Origin of the sequence: Limimaricola variabilis (genome assembly GCF_014195545.1) — a bacterium.
Taxonomy (GTDB): Bacteria; Pseudomonadota; Alphaproteobacteria; order Rhodobacterales; family Rhodobacteraceae; genus Limimaricola; species Limimaricola variabilis.
In genome coordinates this window covers 128,728-148,658 of sequence record NZ_JACIBX010000004.1, presented here as the reverse complement: position 1 = coordinate 148,658, position 19,931 = coordinate 128,728, and the positions used below count along the sequence as shown (strand labels likewise).

Below are 19,931 nucleotides of genomic sequence, written 5' to 3'. Positions count from 1 at the left end.
CCCCCCCGCCTGCGGCGTTGAAGCTCGGGTTCGGGCGCGGAGGCGATCATGGCGGATGGCGGCACAGCGAAGAAGGCGAAGGGCGCATCGCGCCGCGCCACCCCCAAGAAGGGCGGCGGCAGGAAGACGGACCGGCCGGTGGTCACCGAGCTCGCCCCGCGCGTCGAGGCGTTCCGCGGGCTGGCGCGCCGGGTCGCGGCGGGCGAGCCGGTGATGCGGCCCGGCCAGCTGCACGGACTCGACCGGCACCTGCATGTGCGCGACACCATCATCGAGGATCACGCCACCCGCATCGCCAGCGCCGCGCAGGGCGCGCGCGAGAAGTTCGACAAGCTCGCGGGCTCGCGCTTCGCCTTCTTTCGCGGCACCTCGCTGCTGTTCCACCGCGACATGGCGGGCGAGGATGCGCGGATGCCGACGGTGCTGCTGCTGGGCGACGTGCATCCCGGCAATTTCGGCATCATGCCCAATGCCGACAACGTGCCGATCTTCGGCGTCAACGATTTCGACGACGTGGCCTACGGCCCCTTCACCTGGGATCTCAAGCGCGGCGCGGTTGGCTTCATGCTCGCCGCCGAGGAGATGGGCGGGCACAAGCGCAAGCACAGCCGCAAGATCGCGCGCTGCTTCGTCGCGGGCTATCTCGACGCGATGCGCCGCTACGCCGCGCGCGGCACCGAAGACGACGAGGAGCTGCGCGCCGACAACAGCCCCAAGATCATCCGCGCGCTGTTCGAGGAAGCCCGCAAGCCCCGCGCCGAATGGCTGTCCGACCGCTATCTCGACGAGACCGGGCGCGGCTTTCGCGCCAATGAGGAGCTGACCCCGGTCTCGCGCCGCGTCCCCGAGTTCCAGGAACAGATTGACCGGCTGGCGCAGGGCGAACGGGTCGCCCGCTCGCGCCGGGCCGAGGGGCTCACCGTCAAGGACGTGGCGATCCGGCACGGTCAGGGTACCGCCTCGCTCGGCCTGCCGCGCTACTACGTGCTGCTCGAGGGGCCTTCCGGCGACGCCACCGACGACCTGATCGTCGAGTTCAAGAAGGCCCGCCGTTCGGCGCTCGAGGGGCTGGCGCCCTCCGGCCCCTTCGACGCGGGCGAGACCGGCGACCGTATCGCGCATGGCCAGTCGGTGCATCTTGCCCAAGGCGACGTGTTCTACGGCGCGGCCGAGCTGGACGGCGAGAGCTTCATGACCCGCGAACGCGCGCCGTTCCGCGAGGACATGGATCTCGACGATTTGTCGAAGAAGGGGTGGAAGGCCTATGCGCGGGTCTGCGGCCGGGCGCTGGCGCTGGCCCATGCCCGTTCGGACGAGGTCGGGCAGATCGATTACGACGTCGAGCCGCGCATCCTCGAGGCGGTCGGCCCCGAGGCGCTGTTCATCGACGACATCCTCGATTTCGCCGTGGCCGCCTGCGAACGCCTCGCCCGCGACCACGAGGCGTTCCGCCGCGACCACGCGCGCGGCGCCTTCGAGGACATGAACCGCAGCTACCGCTAGGCGCTCAGACCGAGACCTCGGCAAGCAGCCGCTCGCGCGCCACGTCGTCGCGCGCGCCCGACAGCGTCACCGCGCCGCGCCGCATCACCACGAAGCGGTCGGCGAGCTGGTAGGCAAAGTCGAAATACTGCTCGACCAGCACGATCGCAATGTCGCCCCGGTCGCGCAGCTTGCCGATCACCCGGCCGATCTGCTGGATGATGTTGGGCTGGATGCCCTCGGTCGGCTCGTCGAGCAACAGCACCCGCGGCTTGAGGATCAGCGCCCGCGCGATGGCGAGCTGCTGCTGCTGCCCGCCCGACAGGTCGCCGCCGCGCCGATGCCGCATCTCGTGCAGCACCGGGAACAGGTCGAAGATCTCGTCCGGCACCCGGCGTTCGGCGCGCGGCAGCCCGGCAAAGGCGGTTTCGAGGTTCTCGCGCACCGTCAGCAGCGGGAACACCTCGCGCCCCTGCGGCACGTAGCCGATGCCGCGCCGGGCCTTGGCATGGGCCGACAGCCCGGTGACCGCGTCGCCGTCGAGCCGGATCTCGCCCCGACTGGCCGGGTGCCGCCCGGCCAGCGCCTTGAGCAGGCTGGTCTTGCCGACGCCATTGGTGCCCATCACGCAGGTCACCTCGCCGGGCCGCGCCTCGAGCGAGACCGCGTCGAGGATCTGGCTGTGTCCGTAATGCAGGTCGAGACCGTTCACTTCGAGCATGGTTATCGTCCCAGATAGACGTCGATGACGTCCTTGTTGGAGGTCACGTGATCGAGGCTGCCCTCGGCCAGAACCGAGCCTTCATGCAGCACCGTCACGCGGCAGTTCAGCCGGCGCACGAACTCCATGTCGTGCTCGACCACCACGACCGCGCGGGTCTTGGCAGCCTCGACCAGGATCGCGGTGGTCTTCTCGCGCTCGGCCACGGTCATCCCGGCGGCGGGCTCGTCGACCAGCAGCAGCTTGGGCTCCTGCGCCAGCAGCATGCCGATCTCCAGCCACTGCTTCTGGCCGTGGCTCAGCTCGCCCGACTTGCGGTCGAGATGCGCGGCGAGGCCGATCGTCTCGGCCAGCGCGTCGACCCGCTCCAGCTCGGCGGGCTTGGGCTTCCACCACAGCGCCGCGAAGGGGCCGCGCCGGTTGCGCAGCGCCACCAGCAGGTTGGCGCGCACGGTCTGGTCCTCGAAGACGGTGGGCTTCTGGAACTTGCGCCCCACCCCCTCGCGGGCGATGCGGGCCTCCGACAGGCCCAGAAGCGAGATCCCTTTCTCGCCCCAGCGGATCGTGCCCTTGTCGGGACGGGTCTTGCCGGTGACGATGTCCATGAAGGTGGTCTTGCCCGCGCCGTTCGGGCCGATCACCGCGCGCAGCTCCGCCGCGCCCATGTGGAAGGACAGGTTGTTGATGGCGCGGAAGCCGTCGAAGCTCACCGAAACGCCGGATACCTCGAGAAGCGTGTTCATGCCTCGGCCTCCTTTTCGCGGAACGCGCCGGTGTCCGGGCCGAGATCGGCGCCGTGGCGCTCGGGGCGGCGGCGCTGGGTCCACAGATCGACCAGACCGCCCAGCCCCTTGGGCGCCAGCAGCGTGACCAGCACGAAGCTGAAGCCCAGCATCACCAGCCACCAGTCGACCCAGACCAGCCGGACCGGGCCGAGATCGAGATCGGGCAGCTTGCCCGAGGTGAAGAAGGAGGAGATCAGGCTCACCGCGATGGCGCCGATCACAGCGCCATAGAGCCGTCCGCGCCCGCCGATCGCCACCCAGACCGCAAGGTAGATCGACGCGATCGGCATCATCTCGGCCGGGTTCACGATCCCCGCCTGCGGGTAGTAGAGCGCGCCCGCGATCCCGGTGATCGCCGCCGACAGGGTGAATACCGCCAGCTTGAACCCTTCGACCGGGTAGCCGAGGAACCGCACCCGCGCCTCGTTGTCGCGGATGCCGCGCAGGATCGCCCCGAACTTGCCCGACACCACCCAGGCGCAGAGCAGGTAGCCCAGCCCCAGCGCCAGCGCCGAGCCCCACAGGAACCACAGCGAGACGGTGGCCTGCGGCACCGCCGACAGGCCCGGCAGGTTCTGCAGCCCCGACAGCCCGTTATTGCCGCGCAAACCGGCGTCGTTCTGGAACAGGTAGAGCGCCAGCGCCAGCGTCATCGCCTGGGTCAGGATCGACAGATAGACCCCGGTCACGCGCGAGCGGAAGGCCAGCCAGCCGAAGACCAACGCCAGCAGCGAGGGCACCAGCACGACGAGGGCGAGCTGCGCCGGCAGCGAGCCCGAGAAGGCCCAGATCGCGGGAAAGTCGGCCGAACCGACCACCCCGAAGATCTGACCGCCCACCGCGTCGCGGATCTCCTGCGGGGTGGCCGGGATCGCCTGACCCGCAAGGCTTTCGGCGACGATGATCTCGGTCCGCGCGGTCATCAGCCACATGCCGATCATGTAGCCGCCGAGCGCGAAGAAGGCGATGTTGCCGAGGCTGAGGATGCCGGCATAGCCCCAGACCAGGTCCATGGCGAGCGCGGCCAGCGCGAGGCAGAGCGTCATGCCCAGCGTCTTGACGAAGCTGGTCGACAGCCCCCCCGATGCCGCCATCGCGGCGACCGCGAGCGTGCCGAGGAGCAGCAGGCCCAGCACCACCGGCACCGACGGGTTGCGCTTGAGAAACGAGCCGGTCATGCGGCCTCCGATCTTTGAATGGCGGTCATGGTCAGTCCCCCGCCGCGCGGCCCCGGAGCGCGATGATCCCGCGCGGCCGGAACTGGATGAAGATGATGACGGCGACGATCATCCAGGTCTGCGCCGCCAGCGTGTTCGAGGGGTTGAGCACCTCGATGCCCTTCTGCAGGCCGCCGATCATCGCCGCACCCGCCAGCGTGCCCCAGATGTTGCCGACGCCGCCGACCACCACGGTCATGAAGCTCTGCACGATGTAGTCGGCGCCCATCTCGGAGGTGACCTTGGCGTAGAGGCCGATCGCCACGCCGGCGATGCCGGCGATGCCCGAGCCGAGCCCGAAGGTCAGCATGTTGACCCGGCCCGGATCGATGCCGACCGAGGCCGCCATGCCGGGGTTCTGGGTCACCGAGCGGGTCTCCAGCCCGAGCCGGGTGCGCTTCATCAGGAAAAGGAAGAAGCCGAGGAACATCAGCGCCAGCACGAAGATCGCGATCCGGATATGGCTGATGCCGACCACGTCGTTGATGATCCATGCACCACCGAGCCAGTCGGGCGCGGTCAGCGGGCGGGCCTGGGTGCCGAACACGATCTTGGCCAGCTGCTGCAGCGCGATCGAGATGCCGAAGGTGGCCAGCAGCGTCTCGAGCGGCCGTTTGTAGAGATGGCGGATCACCAGCCGCTCCATCGCCACCCCGGCGACGAAGGTGACCACGAAGGCCGCCGGCAGCGCCGCGATCAGCGACAGCGTCCGGTCGGGGATGATCTGCTGCACGAGATAGGCGGTGTAGGCGCCCATCATGATGAACTCGCCATGCGCCATGTTGATCACCCCCATCACCCCGAAGGTGACGGCGAGGCCGATCGCGGCGAGGAAGTAGATCGAGGCGAGCGAGAGCGCGTCGAGACCGATATCGACCCCCTTCATCGCGCCGACCCGGATGCCGATCGAGGTCAGCGCCGCGCGGGCGGCGTCGGTGACGGCGGCGCTCGGTTCGGCATAGACGTCGAAGAAGGCATGCGCGGCGAGCGCGGCCTCGACATCGGCCTCCTCGACGCGAGGGGCCACGAGACCTTCGGCGGCCAGCGCGTCATAGGCACGGGCGCGGGCCTGCGGATCGCCGAGCGCGGCGACGGCGACCCCGCCCACTTCGCCATTCGCCCGGTTGGCCTCGAGCGCGGCGCGGATCTCGGCATCGCTCGGGCGCGGCGGCGCGAGACCGGCATCGACCAGCGCGCCATAGGCGGCGGCGCGCGACAGCCGGTCGCCGCCGGGGCTCAGCTCGCGGGCGACGTTGCCCTCGGGCGTCTCGCCGTCGGGCAGCGCCACCATCCGGCTCGCCAGCAGCGGGTTGAGCGCGGCGCGGGTCTCGACCGCGGCATCGGTCGACAGCGCCTCGATGGCGGCAACGCGCGCGGCCTCGTCCTCGTCGAAGCGGGCGGTGAGCAGCCGCTCGAGCCGGACCTTGCGGGCCAGCAGGTCGGCGTCGTCCTCGGTCTCGATCGAGGCGCGCAGCGGCGCGAGAAGCTCGGGCTCGGGATCGCGGGTGATCGATTCAAGCGCGGCGCGGCGGCGCGCCGGGTTCGGGTCGGAGAGCTGGAACTGCACCAGCGCGGTGCCGATCAGCGCGCGGATGCCGCTGTTGGGCTTGATCTGCTCCATCGCGGCGGTGTCGGCGGGGCCCGCCTCGGCGCCGGTGTCGACATCGACGAGGATCTCGTCCCCGTCCTTCTCGATCACCCGCCAGAAGCGTCCCTCGGCGTCGATCCACAACGCCTTGTCCTGCCAGGCCTGGAGCACGGGCTGCACCCGCTCCAGCCCGCTGTCGACGATCGCCTCGATCGCCGGCCCGATCGTGCGCCGCGAGCTTTCCTCGATCAACGCGCCCTGTTCCTGCAGCAGGTCCTGCACCGGCCCGGCCTGCGCCTGAACCGCGCCGAGCGCCAGCCAGGTCACCACCAGCGCCGTCTTGAATGTCCGTATCATCATCCCGCCCCCGTGGCGGGCCGGGACGCGAGGCACCCCGGCCGGTCCATGGTCAGTAGTTCGACTTGGTCTGCACGCAGGTCTCGGTCTGGGTGTTGTACATGCCGCAGCCGAGATCCTTCCAATCCGAGGTCAGCATCGCGCTCTCGGGGAGGAAGTCGGTCCAGGCATCGCCCGGCACCGGGTCGGTCTGGGTCAGGATGTCGAACTGCCCGTCCTCGGTGATCTCGCCGATCAGCACCGGCTTGGTCAGGTGGTGGTTCGGCAGCATCTCGGCGACCGACCCGGTGAGGTTCGGGAAGGTCTGGCCGTACATCGCCTCGCGCACCGCGTCGACATCGGTGGTGCCGGCCTGCTCGACCGCCTGCGCCCACATGTTGAAGCCGATGTAATGGGCCTCCATCGGGTCGTTGGTGACCCGCTCACCGCCCATCTTTTCCTTCCACTTGGCGACGAAGGCCTCGTTCGCTTCGCCATCGGCCGACTGGAAGTAGTTCCAGGCTGCGAGGTGGCCGACCAGGTTCGAGGTGTCGAGGCCCGACAGCTCCTCCTCGCCCACCGAGAAGGCGATGACGGGAATGTCCTCGGCCGAGACGCCCTGCGCCGCCAGCTCCTTGTAGAAGCCGATATTGGCGTCGCCGTTGATGGTGGAGATCACGCCGACCTTCTTGCCGTCGGCGCCGAGCGCGACGACGTCGGAGACGATCTTGGACCAGTCGGAATGGCCGAAGGGGGTGTAGTTGACGAAGATGTCGGCATCGGCCACGCCCTGATCCTTGAGATAGGCCTCGAGGATGTTGTTGGTGGTGCGCGGATAGACGTAGTCGGTGCCCAGGAGCGCGAACTTCTCGACGCCCAGCTCCTCGATCATGTAGTCGGTCGCGGGGATCGCCTGCTGGTTCGGCGCGGCGCCGGTATAGAACACGTTCTTCGAGGATTCCTCGCCCTCGTACTGGACCGGGTAGAACAGCAGGCCGTTCAGCTCCTCGACCACCGGCAGCACCGACTTGCGGCTGACCGAGGTCCAGTTGCCGAAGATCACGTCGACCTCGTGCACGGTCAGAAGCTCGCGCGCCTTCTCGGCGAAGAGCGGCCAGTCGGAGGCCGGGTCGACCACCACCGCCTCGAGCTCGCAGCCCAGAAGGCCGCCCTTCTCGTTCTGGTCCTCGACCAGCATCAGCACCGTGTCTTTCAGCGTCGTCTCGGAGATCGCCATGGTGCCCGAGAGCGAGTGCAGTACGCCGACCTTGATCGGACAGGCGGCGTCCTGCGCGAAGGCGGGGGCTGCGGCAAAGCCGAGGCCCGCGGCGATGGCGAGGGTGGAAATGCGCGTCTTCATGTCACTGTCTCCCGCGGGACGCGGGGTCGGCGTTGCCGGAATGGGCAAGCGCCTCTAGATCTCGTCCCGCAACTTCGTTGCATCCGGGGGCGGCCCGAGAGCTGCAATTCCTGCGGCCGTCCCCACTCCCCGCCCCTGCCCGGTGCCCCACGGCCCGGCGGCGGATGCGCCTACGGTTTGGGCAGGAGGGCCGCGGAGGCAAACTTCCGGGCGCCACGGCGCGGCGCGATTGCGACGATTGCCGCGTTTTTATGCAGATGCCTACGGTTGTGCCGCAATCCTGACCGCAATGGCGCGGCGGCCGGGCCGATCGGCGCCGCCGCACTGGAATCCCCATATCCGAAAGGCGCAGGAAAGCGGCAGGCCCACCATCGGGGAGCGATGCCATCCTGCACCAGATGCCATATGCCGCGCCGCCGCGCGCCCGGGGCGCGCTCCGGATCGAGGCCGCCGCCTCCGGCCTGTCGCTGCTGCGCCAGGAGGGTGCGCTGCGCGCGCTCTTCCCGCGCAAGCCGCATGTCGAGGCGGTGATCCTCAACACCTCCGGCGGCGCCACCGGCGGCGACCGGCTGGAGATCACGGCCCACGCCCATACCGGCGCGCATTTGCGGCTGACCACCCAGGCGGCCGAGCGCGCCTATCGCAGCTCCGGCGGCCCGGCGGCCCGGATCCGCAACCGCCTCACCGTGGCGGCGGAGGCTCGGCTCGATTGGTTGCCGCAGGAGACGATCCTCTATCGCGGCTGCGATCTCGATCGGAAGCTGACGCTCGACCTCGCGCCGGGCGGCCGGGCGCTCTTGGTGGAGCCGGTGATCTTCGGCCGCACGGCGATGGGCGAGCGGCTCGACGCGGCGCGCTTCCGCGACCGGATCGAGATCACCCGCGCGGGCGCGCCGCTCTATCTCGACGCGATCCGGCTCTCGGGCGACGTCGCCGCCCATCTCGCCCGCCCGGCGGTGGCCGACGGCGCCGGCGCGATGGCCTGCGTTATCCTCGCCACGCCCGAGGCCGAAGCGCACCTCGCCGCGATCCGCGCGCTGCTGCCCGAAACCGGCGGCGCCTCGCTTGTTGCGCCCGACCTTCTGGTGATGCGGCTTCTGGCCGAGGACGGCTTCGCACTGCGCCAGACGCTTCTACCGGTGCTCGACCTTTTGACGGGGCGCACCCTGCCCGCCTCATGGAGACTCTGACATGAACCTCACCCCCCGCGAAAAGGACAAGCTGCTGGTCGCGATGGCCGCCGAGGTGGCGCGCCGCAGGCTCGCCCGCGGCGTCAAGCTCAACCACCCCGAGGCGATCGCCCTGATCACCGACGCGGTGGTCGAGGGTGCGCGCGACGGCCGCTCGGTGGCCGAAATGATGCAGGCGGGCGCCGAGGTCGTGACCCGCGCGCAATGCATGGAGGGCGTGCCCGAGATGATCCCCGAGGTGCAGGTCGAGGCGACATTTCCCGACGGCACCAAGCTCGTCACCGTGCACGACCCGATCCGCTGACCCGCGCTTTCGAAAGGACCGATGATGACCCGTATCCTCCTCGCCACCCCGCTCGTTCTCCCCGCCCCGGCGCTCGCCCATGCCGGGGCCGCGCATCTCCATGCCGGTTGGACCGGTCCGCTCCTCGGCCTCGCGCTGCTCGCCGCGGCCCTGATCCGGGGGCTGCGCACATGATCCCCGGCGAGGTGATGCCCAAGGACGGCGAGATCGAGCTGAACGCCGGTCGCGAGGCGATCACGCTGATGGTCGCCAATACCGGCGACCGTCCCGTGCAGGTCGGCAGCCATTTCCATTTCGCCGAGGCCAATCCCGGCCTCGACTTCGACCGCGCGGCGGCGCGCGGCCGCAGGCTCGACATCGCGTCCGGCACCGCGGTGCGCTTCGAGCCCGGCCAGCGCCGCGAGGTGCGGCTGATCGAGATCGGCGGCGACCGGAAGGTCTACGGCTTCCAGGGCAACGTGATGGGGGATCTCTGATGGCCACGCGCATCTCTCGCGGCGATTACGCCGCCATGTACGGCCCCACCACCGGCGACCGGGTCCGGCTCGCCGATACCGACCTCGTGATCGAGGTCGAGCGCGATCTCACCAGCTATGGCGAGGAGGTGAAGTTCGGCGGCGGCAAGACGATCCGCGATGGCATGGGCCAGAGCCAGCGCTCGCGCGCCGAGGGCGCGGTCGACACGCTGATCACCAACGCGCTGATCCTCGACCATACCGGCATCTACAAGGCCGATGTCGGCCTCAAGGACGGGCGCATCGCCGCCATCGGCAAGGCGGGCAACCCCGACACCCAGCCCGGAGTCGACATCGTCGTCGGGCCGGGGACCGAGGTGATCGCCGGCGAGGGGCGCATTCTCACCGCGGGCGGCATGGACAGCCACATCCACTACATCTGCCCGCAGCAGATCGAGGAGGCGCTGGCCTCGGGCGTCACCACCATGCTCGGCGGCGGCACCGGCCCCGCGCATGGCACGCTGGCCACCACCTGCACGCCGGGGCCGTGGCACCTCGCCCGGATGCTGCAATCGGCCGACGCCTTCCCGATGAACCTGGCCTTCGCGGGCAAGGGCAATGCGAGCCTGCCCGGCGCGCTGCACGAGCAGATCCTCGCCGGCGCCTGCGCGCTCAAGCTGCACGAGGACTGGGGCACCACACCGGCGGCCATCGACTGCTGCCTGCGGGTTGCCGACGAGACCGGCGTGCAGGTGATGATCCACACCGACACGCTCAACGAGGCGGGCTTCGTCGAGAACACCGTGAAGGCCATCGCCGGGCGCACCATCCACGCCTTCCACACCGAGGGCGCGGGCGGCGGCCACGCCCCCGACATCATCAAGATCTGCGGCGAGATGTCGGTTCTGCCCGCCTCGACCAACCCGACCCGGCCCTTCACCGTCAACACGGTCGAGGAGCATCTCGACATGCTGATGGTCTGCCACCACCTCGACAAGCGGGTGCCCGAGGACATCGCCTTCGCCGAAAGCCGGATCCGGCGCGAGACCATCGCCGCCGAGGACATCCTGCACGACATGGGCGCCTTCTCGATCATCGCCTCGGACAGCCAAGCGATGGGCCGAGTCGGCGAGGTGCTGATCCGCACCTGGCAGACCGCCGACAAGATGAAGCGCCAGCGCGGGCGGCTGGCCGAGGAGACGGGCGAGAACGACAATTTCCGCGCCCGCCGCTACGTCGCCAAATACACGATCAACCCCGCGCTGGCGCATGGCCTCGCGCATGAGATCGGCTCGATCGAGCCGGGCAAGCGCGCCGATCTGGTGCTCTGGCACCCGGCCTTCTTCGGGGTGAAGCCCGAGATGGTGCTCTTGGGCGGGCAGATCGTGATGGCGCAAATGGGCGATCCCAACGCCTCGATCCCGACGCCGCAGCCGGTGCATCTGCGCCCGATGTTCGGCGCCTATGGCCGCGCGGTCGAACATGCCGGCGTCACCTTCGTCTCGAAAGCGGCGCAGGAGGACGGGCTGCGCGAGCGGCTCGGCCTCGCCAAACAGACCGTCGCCATCGAGGACACACGCCACGTGACCAAGCGCGACCTCAAGCTTAACGACGCGCTGCCCACGGTCGAGGTCGACCCCGAGACCTACGAGGTCCGCGCCGACGGCGTGCTGCTGACCTGCGAACCCGCCGAGGTGCTGCCGATGGCGCAGCGCTACTTCCTGTTCTGAGGTGACGCGATGACCGAACTTCCGACCGCTCGAATCCTCCTCCGCAAGGGCCACTGGTCCGGCCCGGCCGAGACATGCGCGCTCGACTACGAGGGGCGCTTCCTGCGCCGCAAGCGGCTGGTGACGGCCGCGGGCCGCCCCTTCCTCGTCGATCTGGCGCAGACCACCTCGCTCGAGGCGGGCGACGCGCTGGAGCTGTCGGATGGCAGCCATGTGGCGATCGAGGCCGCGCCCGAGCCGCTGACCGAGGCGCGCGGCGACCTCGTTCGGCTCGCCTGGCATGTCGGCAACCGGCATACCCCCTGCGAGATCCGGCCCGATTGCCTCGTGATCCGCCGCGACCACGTGATCGCGCATATGCTGGCGCATCTGGGTGCCGAGCTGCGCGACACCACCGGCCCCTTCACCCCCGAGGGCGGCGCCTATGGCCACGGCCGCACCCACGCGCATGAACACGTGGCGACCGCCCATGCTCACTGACGCGCAGGCGCTCACCCTCGCGCGCTGGCTCTCGCCCGGCTACCCGGTGGGCGCCTTCGCCTATTCGCACGGGCTGGAGCGCATGATCGCCGACGGGCGGGTGCGGGACCGCGCCTCGCTCGAGGGCTGGCTGTGCGACGTGCTCGAACATGGTGCCGGCTGGAACGACGCGCTGCTGCTGGCGGCGGCGCATCGCGAGGCGGACCCGGCGGGGATCGACGCCACCGCGCGGGCACTGGCGGCGAGCGCCGAGCGGCTGGCCGAGATGACGCGGCAAGGCGCGGCCTTCGCGCGCACGGAATCGCGCGTCTCCGACGTCTCCGACACCGCGCGCGCCCACCCGGTCGCGATCGGCCACGCGGCGGCGCGGCACGGGTTGCCGCTGCGGCCGGTGATCGCGCTCTACCTGCAATCCTTCATGGCCAACCTCGTCTCGGCGGCGCAGCGGCTGATGGGGCTGGGTCAGACCGAGGGCCAGCGCCTCCAGGCCGCGCTGGCGCCGCTTTGCGCGGATCTGGCCGAACGGGCCGAGGGCGCGACGCTCGACGACCTCTCCTCCACTACCTTCCTGGGCGACATCGCCGCGATGCGCCACGAGACCCAGCAACCGAGGATCTTCGCGACATGAGCAGCATGAACGGACCATTGCGGATCGGCATCGGCGGCCCGGTCGGCGCGGGCAAGACGACGCTCACGGCGGCGCTGGCCCGCGCGCTCGCCCCCGACCATTCGATCGGCGTGATCACCAACGACATCTACACCCAGGAGGATGCAGAGGCACTGATGCGAATGCAGATCCTGCCCGGCGACCGGGTGATCGGGGTGGAGACGGGCGGCTGCCCGCACACCGCGATCCGCGAGGATGCCAGCCTCAACCTCGCCGCCGTGGCGGAGCTGGAGCGGCGGCATCCGGGGATCGAGGTGGTGCTGATCGAATCGGGCGGTGACAACCTCTCGGCCACCTTTTCGCCCGAGCTCGCGGATGTGACGGTCTACGTGATCGACGTCGCCGCGGGCGAGGAGATCCCGCGCAAGGGCGGCCCGGCGATCACCCGCTCCGACCTTCTGGTGATCAACAAGACCGATCTGGCACCGCATGTCGGCGCCTCGCTCGAGGTGATGGCGCGCGACGCGGCGCGGATGCGCGGCGAACGCCCGGTCCAGTTCTGCGCCCTGCGCCACGGCGAGGGCGTGGCGCAGGTGCTGTCGCATCTGCGGCGGATCGGCGGGCTGGCGCAGCCCCAGCCCGCCTGAGCCTTCAGTGACGCGGCACGGCCCGCCGGGCCGCGTCGCGCGCCATCTGCACGATGCCGAGCCGGTCGCAGCCGAGATCGGCGAGGTCGCGATCCGAGAGCCGCGACAGCTCGGCCACGGTGCGCCGGAAGATCCGGCGGCGTTCGAAAGAGGTTGCGAGGTCGCCCCGCAGCAGCGCGAGACGGGCAGGAATGACGGAACGATCATTGTCGAATCGGGTCATGGCGGTCTCCGGTTTGGGTTTCGCCGCAGTGCGGCATTGGCATGGGTTCGATAGTGGGGGCGCCGCGCCCCCCGACCACCCCCAGATTGGTAAAGGTGCCATGCGCCGGTGACAGGGCTGCGACGACAGCACTACCGTCCGTCGTCCCGCTCCCGCTCGGTTGGCGGGCAAAGCCGTTCGGATCGCCCGCGAAACCGACTTTCTGACCCCGCCTCGCTCCCCGCGCCACCCGTCGCGGGAACCCCGCGAAGCCGCCTCGACGCAGCCTCGTTGCTGCGCGAGCTTTCGCCGAGGACCGATCGCCACGCTTGCATCGCGGCGCCGATACCTCGATTTCGGACCGGCCCGGCGGGCGGTGACGCCACCGGCACGCCCCGACGACGCGCCGCAGGAGAACGCCATGCCGGACGACATGATCAACTTCTTCCCGGATTGCGCCGCCGAGCAGGGCTGGCTGTCGCGGCTGGCCTCCGACCTGATCCGGGCGCCCCGCCCCGCCCGTCCCGCCGCTGCGGTGACCCCGCTCGTGCCCAAGCCGCCGCGCGATGTGCCGCGCCCCGCCCCCCGGGCCGAGGCCACCCCCGCGCCCGCCCCGGCCGCGATCGGCATCGACTGCTTCCAGTTCCGCTGAGCCGAAACGCCCTGATTGGCGCTATACAGCGCGCTGCGATGGGTCTAAGAGGCGTAGCTTGATACCGCGCGATCCGGCGCGACTCCCCGGCCATGGCCGATTCCAGACCAACGGACATTCAATTTACATGATGCAGACCCTCAGGGACGCGCTCGACGCGCGCGGCTACGACACGCTTACCCCGGTGCAGGAGGCGGTGACCGCACCGGAGCTCGCGGAGCGCGACCTGCTGGTTTCGGCCCAGACCGGCTCGGGCAAGACGGTGGGCTTCGGCCTCGCCATCGGCCCGACCATCCTCGACGAGAACGGCGAGCTGGGCCGCGCCGCCGCGCCGCTGGCGCTCGCCATCGCGCCGACGCGCGAGCTGGCCAGCCAGGTGATGCGCGAGCTCGAATGGCTCTATCGCGGCGCCGGCGCCCGCCTCGCCACCGCCATCGGCGGCATGGAGATCCGTGACGAGCGCCGCGCGCTCGACCGCGGCGCGCATTTCGTCGTCGCCACCCCCGGCCGTCTCGCCGATTACGTCCGTCGCGGCGTTATCGACCTGTCGGACATCCGCGCCGTGGTGCTCGACGAGGCCGACGAGATGCTCGATCTCGGCTTCCGCGAGGATCTCGAATTCATCCTCTCTGCCTGCCCCGAGACGCGCCGCACGCTGCTGTTCTCGGCCACGGTGCCGCCCGCCATCGCCAAGCTGGCGCAGGAATTCCAGCGCGACGCCGAGCGCGTCGTCGTCGCCACCAAGGGCGGCCAGCACGCCGATATCGAATACCGGGCGCTGCAAGTGGCCCAGGGCGACGAGGAAGCGGCGATCATCAACACGCTGCGCCACCAGGACGCGGCCAACGCCATCGTCTTCGCCAACACCCGCGCCATGGTCGCCCGCCTCACCGCGCGGCTGTCCAACCGGGGCTTCTCGGTGGTCTCGCTCTCGGGCGAGCTGAGCCAGAACGAGCGCACCCATGCGCTGCAGGCGATGCGCGACGGCCGGGCCCGGATCTGCGTCGCCACCGATGTCGCCGCGCGCGGCATCGACCTGCCGGATCTCGAGCTGGTCATCCATGCCGAGCTGCCCTCGAACTCCGAGACGCTGCTGCACCGCTCGGGCCGCACCGGCCGCGCCGGCCGCAAGGGCGTCAGCGCCCTGATCGTGCCGATGAAGGCCCGCAAGAAGGCCGAGCGGCTGCTCGGCACCGCCAAGCTCTCGGCCGACTGGACCGTGCCGCCCTCGGCCGAGGACATCCTCGCCGCCGACGAAGCGCGGCTACTCGACGATCCGGTCTGGAACGCCGAGATCTCCGAGGACGCCAAGGTCTTCGCCGCCAAGCTCTTGCAGCGCCACGCGCCCGAGACCATCGCGGCGGCCTATCTCGCGCTCTACCGCGCCCGTCGCTCCGCCCCCGAGGAGCTGCTGCCGCCCGACGCCAAGCCGCAAAAGCGCCCCGCCGCCGCCTTCGGGCCTGGCAAGTGGTTCTCGCTCTCGGTCGGCCGCAGCGAGCGGGCCGAGGCGCGCTGGCTGCTGCCGCTGCTGTGCCGCGCCGGCGACATCTCTAAGGACGCGATCGGCGCGATCCGGATCCAGGACAGCGAGACCTTCGTCGAGATCGCCGAGGCTGCCGTGCCCGGCTTCCTCGCCGCGATCGGCCCCGGCATGTCCCCCGAGGAGGGGCTGAAGCTGACCCCGCTCGACGCCGCCCCCGACCTGTCGCGTCCCGATCGCGGTCCGCGCCCCGACCGTGGCCCTCGCCCCGATCGCGGACCCCGGCCCGAGCGGCAGGAGCGTGAGCCGCGCCCGGATCGCGCCCCCCGTCCCGAGCGCGAGGCCCGGCCCGAGGCCGATGCCCGCCCGGTGGCCCCTGCCCCGACCCCGGCCCCGGCCCGCGCGGATCGCCCCGTCGAGGATGCGCCCCGCGCCGACAAGCTGCGCAAGGCCCCGGCCAAGCCTGAGGGCAAGCCCTACAAGCCGCGCGAGGCCGGTGCCGGCGACAAGCCGTGGAAGAAGCGGGACGAGGATGGCGGCGCCAAGCCGTGGAAGAAGAAGGACGCCAAGCCCTTCGACCGCAGCCGCGACGGCGCCGTTTCCGACAAGCTGGGCCGTCCCGGCGGCAAGCCGACCAAGGCCGGCAAGCCGGGCGCCAAGCCCGCCGCCCGCGCCGATCGCCCCGGCAAGACCGAGGGCCCGGCCAAGCCGCGCGGCGCCGCCGACACCTCGCGCCGCTTCACCCCGCCGGGCAAGGCCGGCAAGCCGGGCGGCAAGCCCGGGGCCAAGCCCGCGCGCAAGGGCGGCTTCGACACGCCGCGCCGCCGCGACTGACGGCTCTCGGGCGGCGCGACCAGCGCCGCCCGATGCTTTTCGGCGGCTGCCCCATGCGGCAGCCACCGCCCCAATCGCCGCCTGCCCGTGCGTTTGTCGGGTTCGGACCGCAGCATGGCGGAATGGCGTTTGAATCCCTCCGGATTTCGGGTCAGAAAGAATGCACCGCCCCGGCGGCATCCCTTTCTTGACCAGTATTCAGACGATTTTCGGAGTTTCGCTCATGACCACCATCACCCCCGTCCTTCTGTGCGGCGGCTCGGGCACGCGGCTTTGGCCGCTGTCGCGCAAGAGCTACCCCAAGCAGTTCGTGCCGCTGATGGGCGCCGAGACGCTGTTCCAGGCCTCGGCGCGGCGGCTGAGCGGCACCGCGATGGGGCCCGAGGGCGCGCTCGACTTCGCGGCACCCCTGGTGCTCACCAACTCCGACTTCCGCTTCATCGTCACCGAGCAGCTCGGCCTCGCCGGGATCGACCCGGGCGCGGTGCTGATCGAGCCCGAGGGGCGCAACACCGCCCCCGCGATCCTCGCTGCCGCGCTGCATCTGATGGCCGGGAACCCCGAGGCGGTGATGCTGGTCGCGCCCTCCGATCACGTCGTCCCAGACGCGCCCGCTTTCCACGCCGCCGTCGCTCGCGGGCTCGGGCCGGTCTCCGAAGGTCGCCTTGTCACCTTCGGCATCGCACCCACCCATGCCGAGACCGGCTACGGCTATCTCGAGCTCGAGGGCCCGGTCGGTGACGGCGCGCCGCAGCCGCTCACCCGCTTCGTCGAGAAGCCCGACGCCGCCCGCGCCGAGGACATGCTGGCCTCCGGCAACTTCCTGTGGAACGCCGGCATCTTCATGGCCCGCGCCGCCGACATGGTCGCGGCCTTCCGCGAGCACGCGCCCGAGATCTTCGCCCCGGTCGAGGCGGCGCTGTCGCAGGCGAAAACCGATCTCGGCTTCCTGCGGCTCGACCCCGCGGCCTGGGCGCAGGCGCCCGACATCTCGATCGACTACGCGGTGATGGAAAGGGCCGGCAATCTCTCGGTCGTGCCCTACCAGGCGGCCTGGTCCGACCTCGGCGGCTGGGACGCGGTCTGGCGCGAGAGCGGCCCCGACGAGAGCGGCGTGGTGACCTCGCAGGGCGCCACCGCGATCGACTGCCGCGACACGCTCTTGCGCTCGGAGAGCGACCGGCTGGAGATCGTCGGCATCGGGCTCGAGAACGTCATGGCGATCGCGATGAACGACGCGGTGCTGGTCGCCGACATGCGCCGCGCGCAGGACGTGAAGAAGGCGGTCGAGGCGCTGAGGGCCAAGAAGGCCGTGCAGGCCACCGCCTTCCCCAAGGACCATCGCCCCTGGGGCTGGTTCGAGAGCCTGGTGGTCGGCGGCCGGTTCCAGGTCAAGCGGATCATGGTCCATCCCGGCGCCGCGCTCAGCCTGCAAAGCCACCACCACCGCTCCGAGCACTGGATCGTGGTCGAGGGCACCGCGAAGGTCACGGTCGACGACGAGGTCAAGCTCGTGACCGAGAACCAGTCGGTCTACATCCCGCTCGGCGCCGTGCACCGCATGGAGAACCCCGGCAAGGTGCCGATGGTGCTGATCGAGGTCCAGACCGGCACCTATGTCGGCGAGGACGACATCGTCAGATACGAGGATGTCTACGCCAGGAGCTGATCGCTCCCCCCTCCCCCGTCGGAACCCCGACGTGACACGGATGTTGCCCCCCTGACGGGGCCGGATCGGCATGGCCCCCAAGCCAAGGAGGGGCCATGACCGGCAGACTTCAGGACAAGACGGCGATCGTCACCGGGGCGGAGTCCGGCATCGGCCAGGCCTGCGCCGTGGCCTTCGGCCGCGAGGGCGCGGATCTCGTGCTGGCCTATCTGGAGGATGCCGACGGCGCCGCCGAGACCGCAGCCAAGATCCGCGAGGCCGGCCGCGCCGCCATCACCGTGCAATGCGACCACACCCGCCCCGACGATGTCGAACGGCTGTTCGCCTCCGCGGCGGACGCCTTCGGCCCGCCCGACATCCTGCTCAACTCCGCCGGGCTCGACGCGCCCGGCGAGGAGCTGGCGGAGATGTCGGACGAAACCTGGGAGAAGATGCTCAAGGTCGATCTGTTCGGGCCGATGCTGTGCTGCCGCGCCTTCATCCGGGCCCGCCGCGCCGCCGGCGGTGGCGGCCGGATCGTCAACATTTCCTCGGTGCACGAGGAGATCCCCCGCATCGGCTCCGCCGCCTATGACGCGGCCAAGGGCGGGCTGCGCAACCTCACCCGCACGCTCTGCCTCGAACTCGCCCCCGACCGGATCGCGGTCAACAACATCGCGCCCGGCATGATCCTGACGGCGATGAACCAGGAGGCGATGGAGGACCCCGCCGCCCGCGAGCGTCAGGTCAGCAACATCCCGTGGCGGCGCGCCGGAAAGCCGGAGGAGATCGGCCATCTCGCCGTCTACCTCGCCTCGCCCGAGGCCGATTACGTCACCGGCCAGACCTTCACCATCGACGGGGGGCTATCGTTGCATGTCGGACAAGGCGCCTGAACCCGAGGCCCGCAGGCTGCTGCCGCGCGGCCTCGCCCACCCTGCCCTCGGCATGCTGGGGGTGATCACGCTGGTGCTGGTGGGCTGGGCGCTGCACGTCATGCAGCCGGTCTTCCTGCCGATCGTCTTCGCCTTCTTCCTCGCGTTGCTGCTCTCACCGGTCGACGCCCGCGTCACCTCCTGGGCCGGCGGCCGCGCCTGGGTCGGCCACCTCGCGGCGATGACGCTCCTGGCGCTGGTGCTGGCGGCCTTCATGGGCGCGCTATGGATCTCCGCCCAGCAATTCCTCGCCCGCTTTCCGGCCGAACAGGCCAGCGAGGCGGTGGAGCAGCTTTCGGGCGGCGGCGACAACGCCGGCAGCGCCGAGCAAGGCGACGGTACCGCGCAAGACGTGCCCGACGAGGATGCCGAGCCGGCCGAGGAGACCGCGACCGGCGAGGCCGCGGCGGGCGCCACCGGCGCCGCGGTCGAAAGCGCGATCCAGGCCACGCCCGGCGCCGGGCTCAACCCCAGCGACGCGCCCGACCCGTCACAGGGCGGCGCCGCCGCCACCGGACTGGTCGAGCAGATCCGCGGCCTTGCTGGGTCGGGGGGCTTCGGCGGCACGTTGATGGAGCGCGCCTCCGGCCTCGCCACCACGGTGATCTCCACCATCTCGGCAATTGCGCTGGCGCTGGTGTTGATCTTCTTCCTGACGCTACTGATGCTGTCCGAGGCACCGCGCTGGTATTCCAAACTCGGCGCAATGTTGCGCCCTGACAAGCGCGCCGAGGTCAGCGGCGCGGTCGACCTCGTCGCCGAGAAGACCCGCAGCTATCTGTGGGTGCGCTTCATCCTCGGCATCGTCACCGCGCTGCTCTATGTCGGCTGGCTGTGGATCTTCGGGCTCGACCTGCTGATCGTCTGGGCGTTGCTGACCTTCGTGTTCAATTTCGTGCCCTCGATCGGCTCGCTGATCTCGGGCATCCTGCCGGTGGTCTACGCATTTGCCACCCGCGATCCCTGGACCGCGGTGATGGTCGGTGCGGGCGTGCTGGCGATCGAGCAGGTGATGGGCAACTACATCGACCCGCGCGTGCAGGGCCGGCACCTGTCGATCTCGGCGCTGGTGATCCTCTGCGCGCTGCTGTTCTGGGGCTGGGTCTGGGGCGTGGCGGGCGCGATTCTGGCGGTGCCGATCACCATGGTGGTGATGGTCGCCTGCGCCCATGTGCCGGGGCTGCGCTGGATCGCGCTCGGCCTGTCGGACGAGACCGACTATGCCGGGGTGGACGAACAGCTCGGCGCTCCCGGCGAAGCCAAGACCGCCGACTGAGG

At 70.6% G+C, this 19,931-nt stretch carries 20 protein-coding genes; 14 read left to right on the top strand and 6 right to left on the bottom strand.

The features are described 5' to 3' along the window. The first annotated feature begins 48 nt into the window (after positions 1–48). Positions 49–1,503, top strand: a complete 1,455-nt coding sequence (locus FHS00_RS07600; protein WP_183471469.1) for a DUF2252 domain-containing protein — start codon at positions 49–51, stop codon at positions 1,501–1,503. Positions 1,504–1,507: 4 nt separating this feature from the next. On the opposite strand, the gene urtE is transcribed toward FHS00_RS07600, so the two are convergent. The 5 genes from urtE to urtA are packed head-to-tail and all read right to left on the bottom strand — an operon-like array spanning position 1,508 to position 7,489. After that, positions 1,508–2,203: an urea ABC transporter ATP-binding subunit UrtE gene (gene urtE / locus FHS00_RS07595; RefSeq protein ID WP_183471467.1), complete on the bottom strand. Its 696-nt coding sequence runs from the start codon at positions 2,201–2,203 to the stop codon at positions 1,508–1,510. Positions 2,204–2,205: 2 nt separating this feature from the next. Further along, a complete protein-coding gene (urtD, locus tag FHS00_RS07590) occupies positions 2,206–2,946 on the bottom strand; it encodes an urea ABC transporter ATP-binding protein UrtD (protein ID WP_183471465.1) in 741 nt (246 codons plus the stop codon). Beyond that, a complete protein-coding gene (locus tag FHS00_RS07585; RefSeq protein WP_183471463.1) occupies positions 2,943–4,166 on the bottom strand; it encodes an ABC transporter permease subunit in 1,224 nt (407 codons plus the stop codon). Before FHS00_RS07585 ends, urtD begins: the two co-directional genes overlap by 4 nt. A 31-nt stretch (positions 4,167–4,197) precedes the next feature. Further along, complete coding sequence (gene urtB, locus FHS00_RS07580) at positions 4,198–6,150, bottom strand: urea ABC transporter permease subunit UrtB (RefSeq protein WP_183471461.1); 1,953 nt, start codon at positions 6,148–6,150, stop codon at positions 4,198–4,200. Positions 6,151–6,202: 52 nt separating this feature from the next. Beyond that, positions 6,203–7,489: an urea ABC transporter substrate-binding protein gene (urtA, locus tag FHS00_RS07575; RefSeq protein WP_183471459.1), complete on the bottom strand. Its 1,287-nt coding sequence runs from the start codon at positions 7,487–7,489 to the stop codon at positions 6,203–6,205. 398 nt (positions 7,490–7,887) lie between these two features. On the opposite strand from urtA, the gene FHS00_RS07570 reads away from it, so the two are divergent. Genes FHS00_RS07570 through ureG form a run of 8 tightly spaced genes read left to right on the top strand, consistent with a single transcriptional unit; the run spans position 7,888 to position 12,902 of the window. Beyond that, positions 7,888–8,679 carry an urease accessory protein UreD gene (locus tag FHS00_RS07570; RefSeq protein ID WP_183471457.1) on the top strand — a complete coding sequence of 264 codons (792 nt, stop codon included), beginning with the start codon at positions 7,888–7,890 and terminating at the stop codon, positions 8,677–8,679. A gap of 1 nt (position 8,680) precedes the next feature. After that, positions 8,681–8,983 (top strand): urease subunit gamma, encoded by a 303-nt coding sequence (locus tag FHS00_RS07565; RefSeq protein WP_183471455.1) that lies wholly within the window; start codon positions 8,681–8,683, stop codon positions 8,981–8,983. Positions 8,984–9,007: 24 nt separating this feature from the next. Further along, positions 9,008–9,157: a hypothetical protein gene (locus FHS00_RS07560; RefSeq protein ID WP_183471453.1), complete on the top strand. Its 150-nt coding sequence runs from the start codon at positions 9,008–9,010 to the stop codon at positions 9,155–9,157. Further along, the gene (locus FHS00_RS07555) at positions 9,154–9,459 is read left to right on the top strand and encodes an urease subunit beta (protein ID WP_183471451.1); all 306 of its coding nucleotides are present in this window, start codon (positions 9,154–9,156) and stop codon (positions 9,457–9,459) included. Before FHS00_RS07560 ends, FHS00_RS07555 begins: the two co-directional genes overlap by 4 nt. Continuing rightward, complete coding sequence (gene ureC, locus FHS00_RS07550) at positions 9,459–11,168, top strand: urease subunit alpha (RefSeq protein ID WP_183471449.1); 1,710 nt, start codon at positions 9,459–9,461, stop codon at positions 11,166–11,168. The genes FHS00_RS07555 and ureC overlap by 1 nt, the downstream gene beginning before the upstream one ends. Before the next feature lie 9 nt (positions 11,169–11,177). Then, a complete protein-coding gene (locus FHS00_RS07545; protein ID WP_183471448.1) occupies positions 11,178–11,648 on the top strand; it encodes an urease accessory protein UreE in 471 nt (156 codons plus the stop codon). Then, positions 11,638–12,276, top strand: a complete 639-nt coding sequence (locus tag FHS00_RS07540; RefSeq protein ID WP_246391170.1) for an urease accessory protein UreF — start codon at positions 11,638–11,640, stop codon at positions 12,274–12,276. Before FHS00_RS07545 ends, FHS00_RS07540 begins: the two co-directional genes overlap by 11 nt. Then, complete coding sequence (gene ureG, locus FHS00_RS07535) at positions 12,273–12,902, top strand: urease accessory protein UreG (RefSeq protein WP_183471444.1); 630 nt, start codon at positions 12,273–12,275, stop codon at positions 12,900–12,902. Before FHS00_RS07540 ends, ureG begins: the two co-directional genes overlap by 4 nt. 4 nt (positions 12,903–12,906) lie before the next feature. Here ureG and FHS00_RS07530 read toward each other — a convergent pair whose 3' ends face one another. Then, positions 12,907–13,125, bottom strand: coding sequence for a YjiS-like domain-containing protein (locus FHS00_RS07530; protein ID WP_183471442.1), 219 nt, complete (start codon positions 13,123–13,125; stop codon positions 12,907–12,909). 400 nt (positions 13,126–13,525) lie between these two features. Here FHS00_RS07530 and FHS00_RS07525 point away from each other — a divergent pair, with 400 nt between their 5' ends. The 5 genes from FHS00_RS07525 (at position 13,526) to FHS00_RS07505 (ending at position 19,929) form a co-directional block, all read left to right on the top strand. Then, positions 13,526–13,756 carry a hypothetical protein gene (locus FHS00_RS07525; RefSeq protein ID WP_183471440.1) on the top strand — a complete coding sequence of 77 codons (231 nt, stop codon included), beginning with the start codon at positions 13,526–13,528 and terminating at the stop codon, positions 13,754–13,756. A 127-nt stretch (positions 13,757–13,883) separates the two neighbouring features. Continuing rightward, positions 13,884–16,070, top strand: a complete 2,187-nt coding sequence (locus FHS00_RS07520) for a DEAD/DEAH box helicase (protein WP_183471437.1) — start codon at positions 13,884–13,886, stop codon at positions 16,068–16,070. A gap of 223 nt (positions 16,071–16,293) precedes the next feature. Next, on the top strand, positions 16,294–17,739 hold the full coding sequence (locus tag FHS00_RS07515) for a mannose-1-phosphate guanylyltransferase/mannose-6-phosphate isomerase (RefSeq protein WP_183471435.1): 1,446 nt from the start codon (positions 16,294–16,296) through the stop codon (positions 17,737–17,739). A gap of 95 nt (positions 17,740–17,834) precedes the next feature. Next, the gene (locus FHS00_RS07510; protein ID WP_183471433.1) at positions 17,835–18,614 is read left to right on the top strand and encodes an SDR family NAD(P)-dependent oxidoreductase; all 780 of its coding nucleotides are present in this window, start codon (positions 17,835–17,837) and stop codon (positions 18,612–18,614) included. Then, positions 18,595–19,929 (top strand): AI-2E family transporter, encoded by a 1,335-nt coding sequence (locus tag FHS00_RS07505; RefSeq protein ID WP_183471430.1) that lies wholly within the window; start codon positions 18,595–18,597, stop codon positions 19,927–19,929. The genes FHS00_RS07510 and FHS00_RS07505 overlap by 20 nt, the downstream gene beginning before the upstream one ends. The last annotated feature ends 2 nt before the right edge of the window (positions 19,930–19,931 follow it).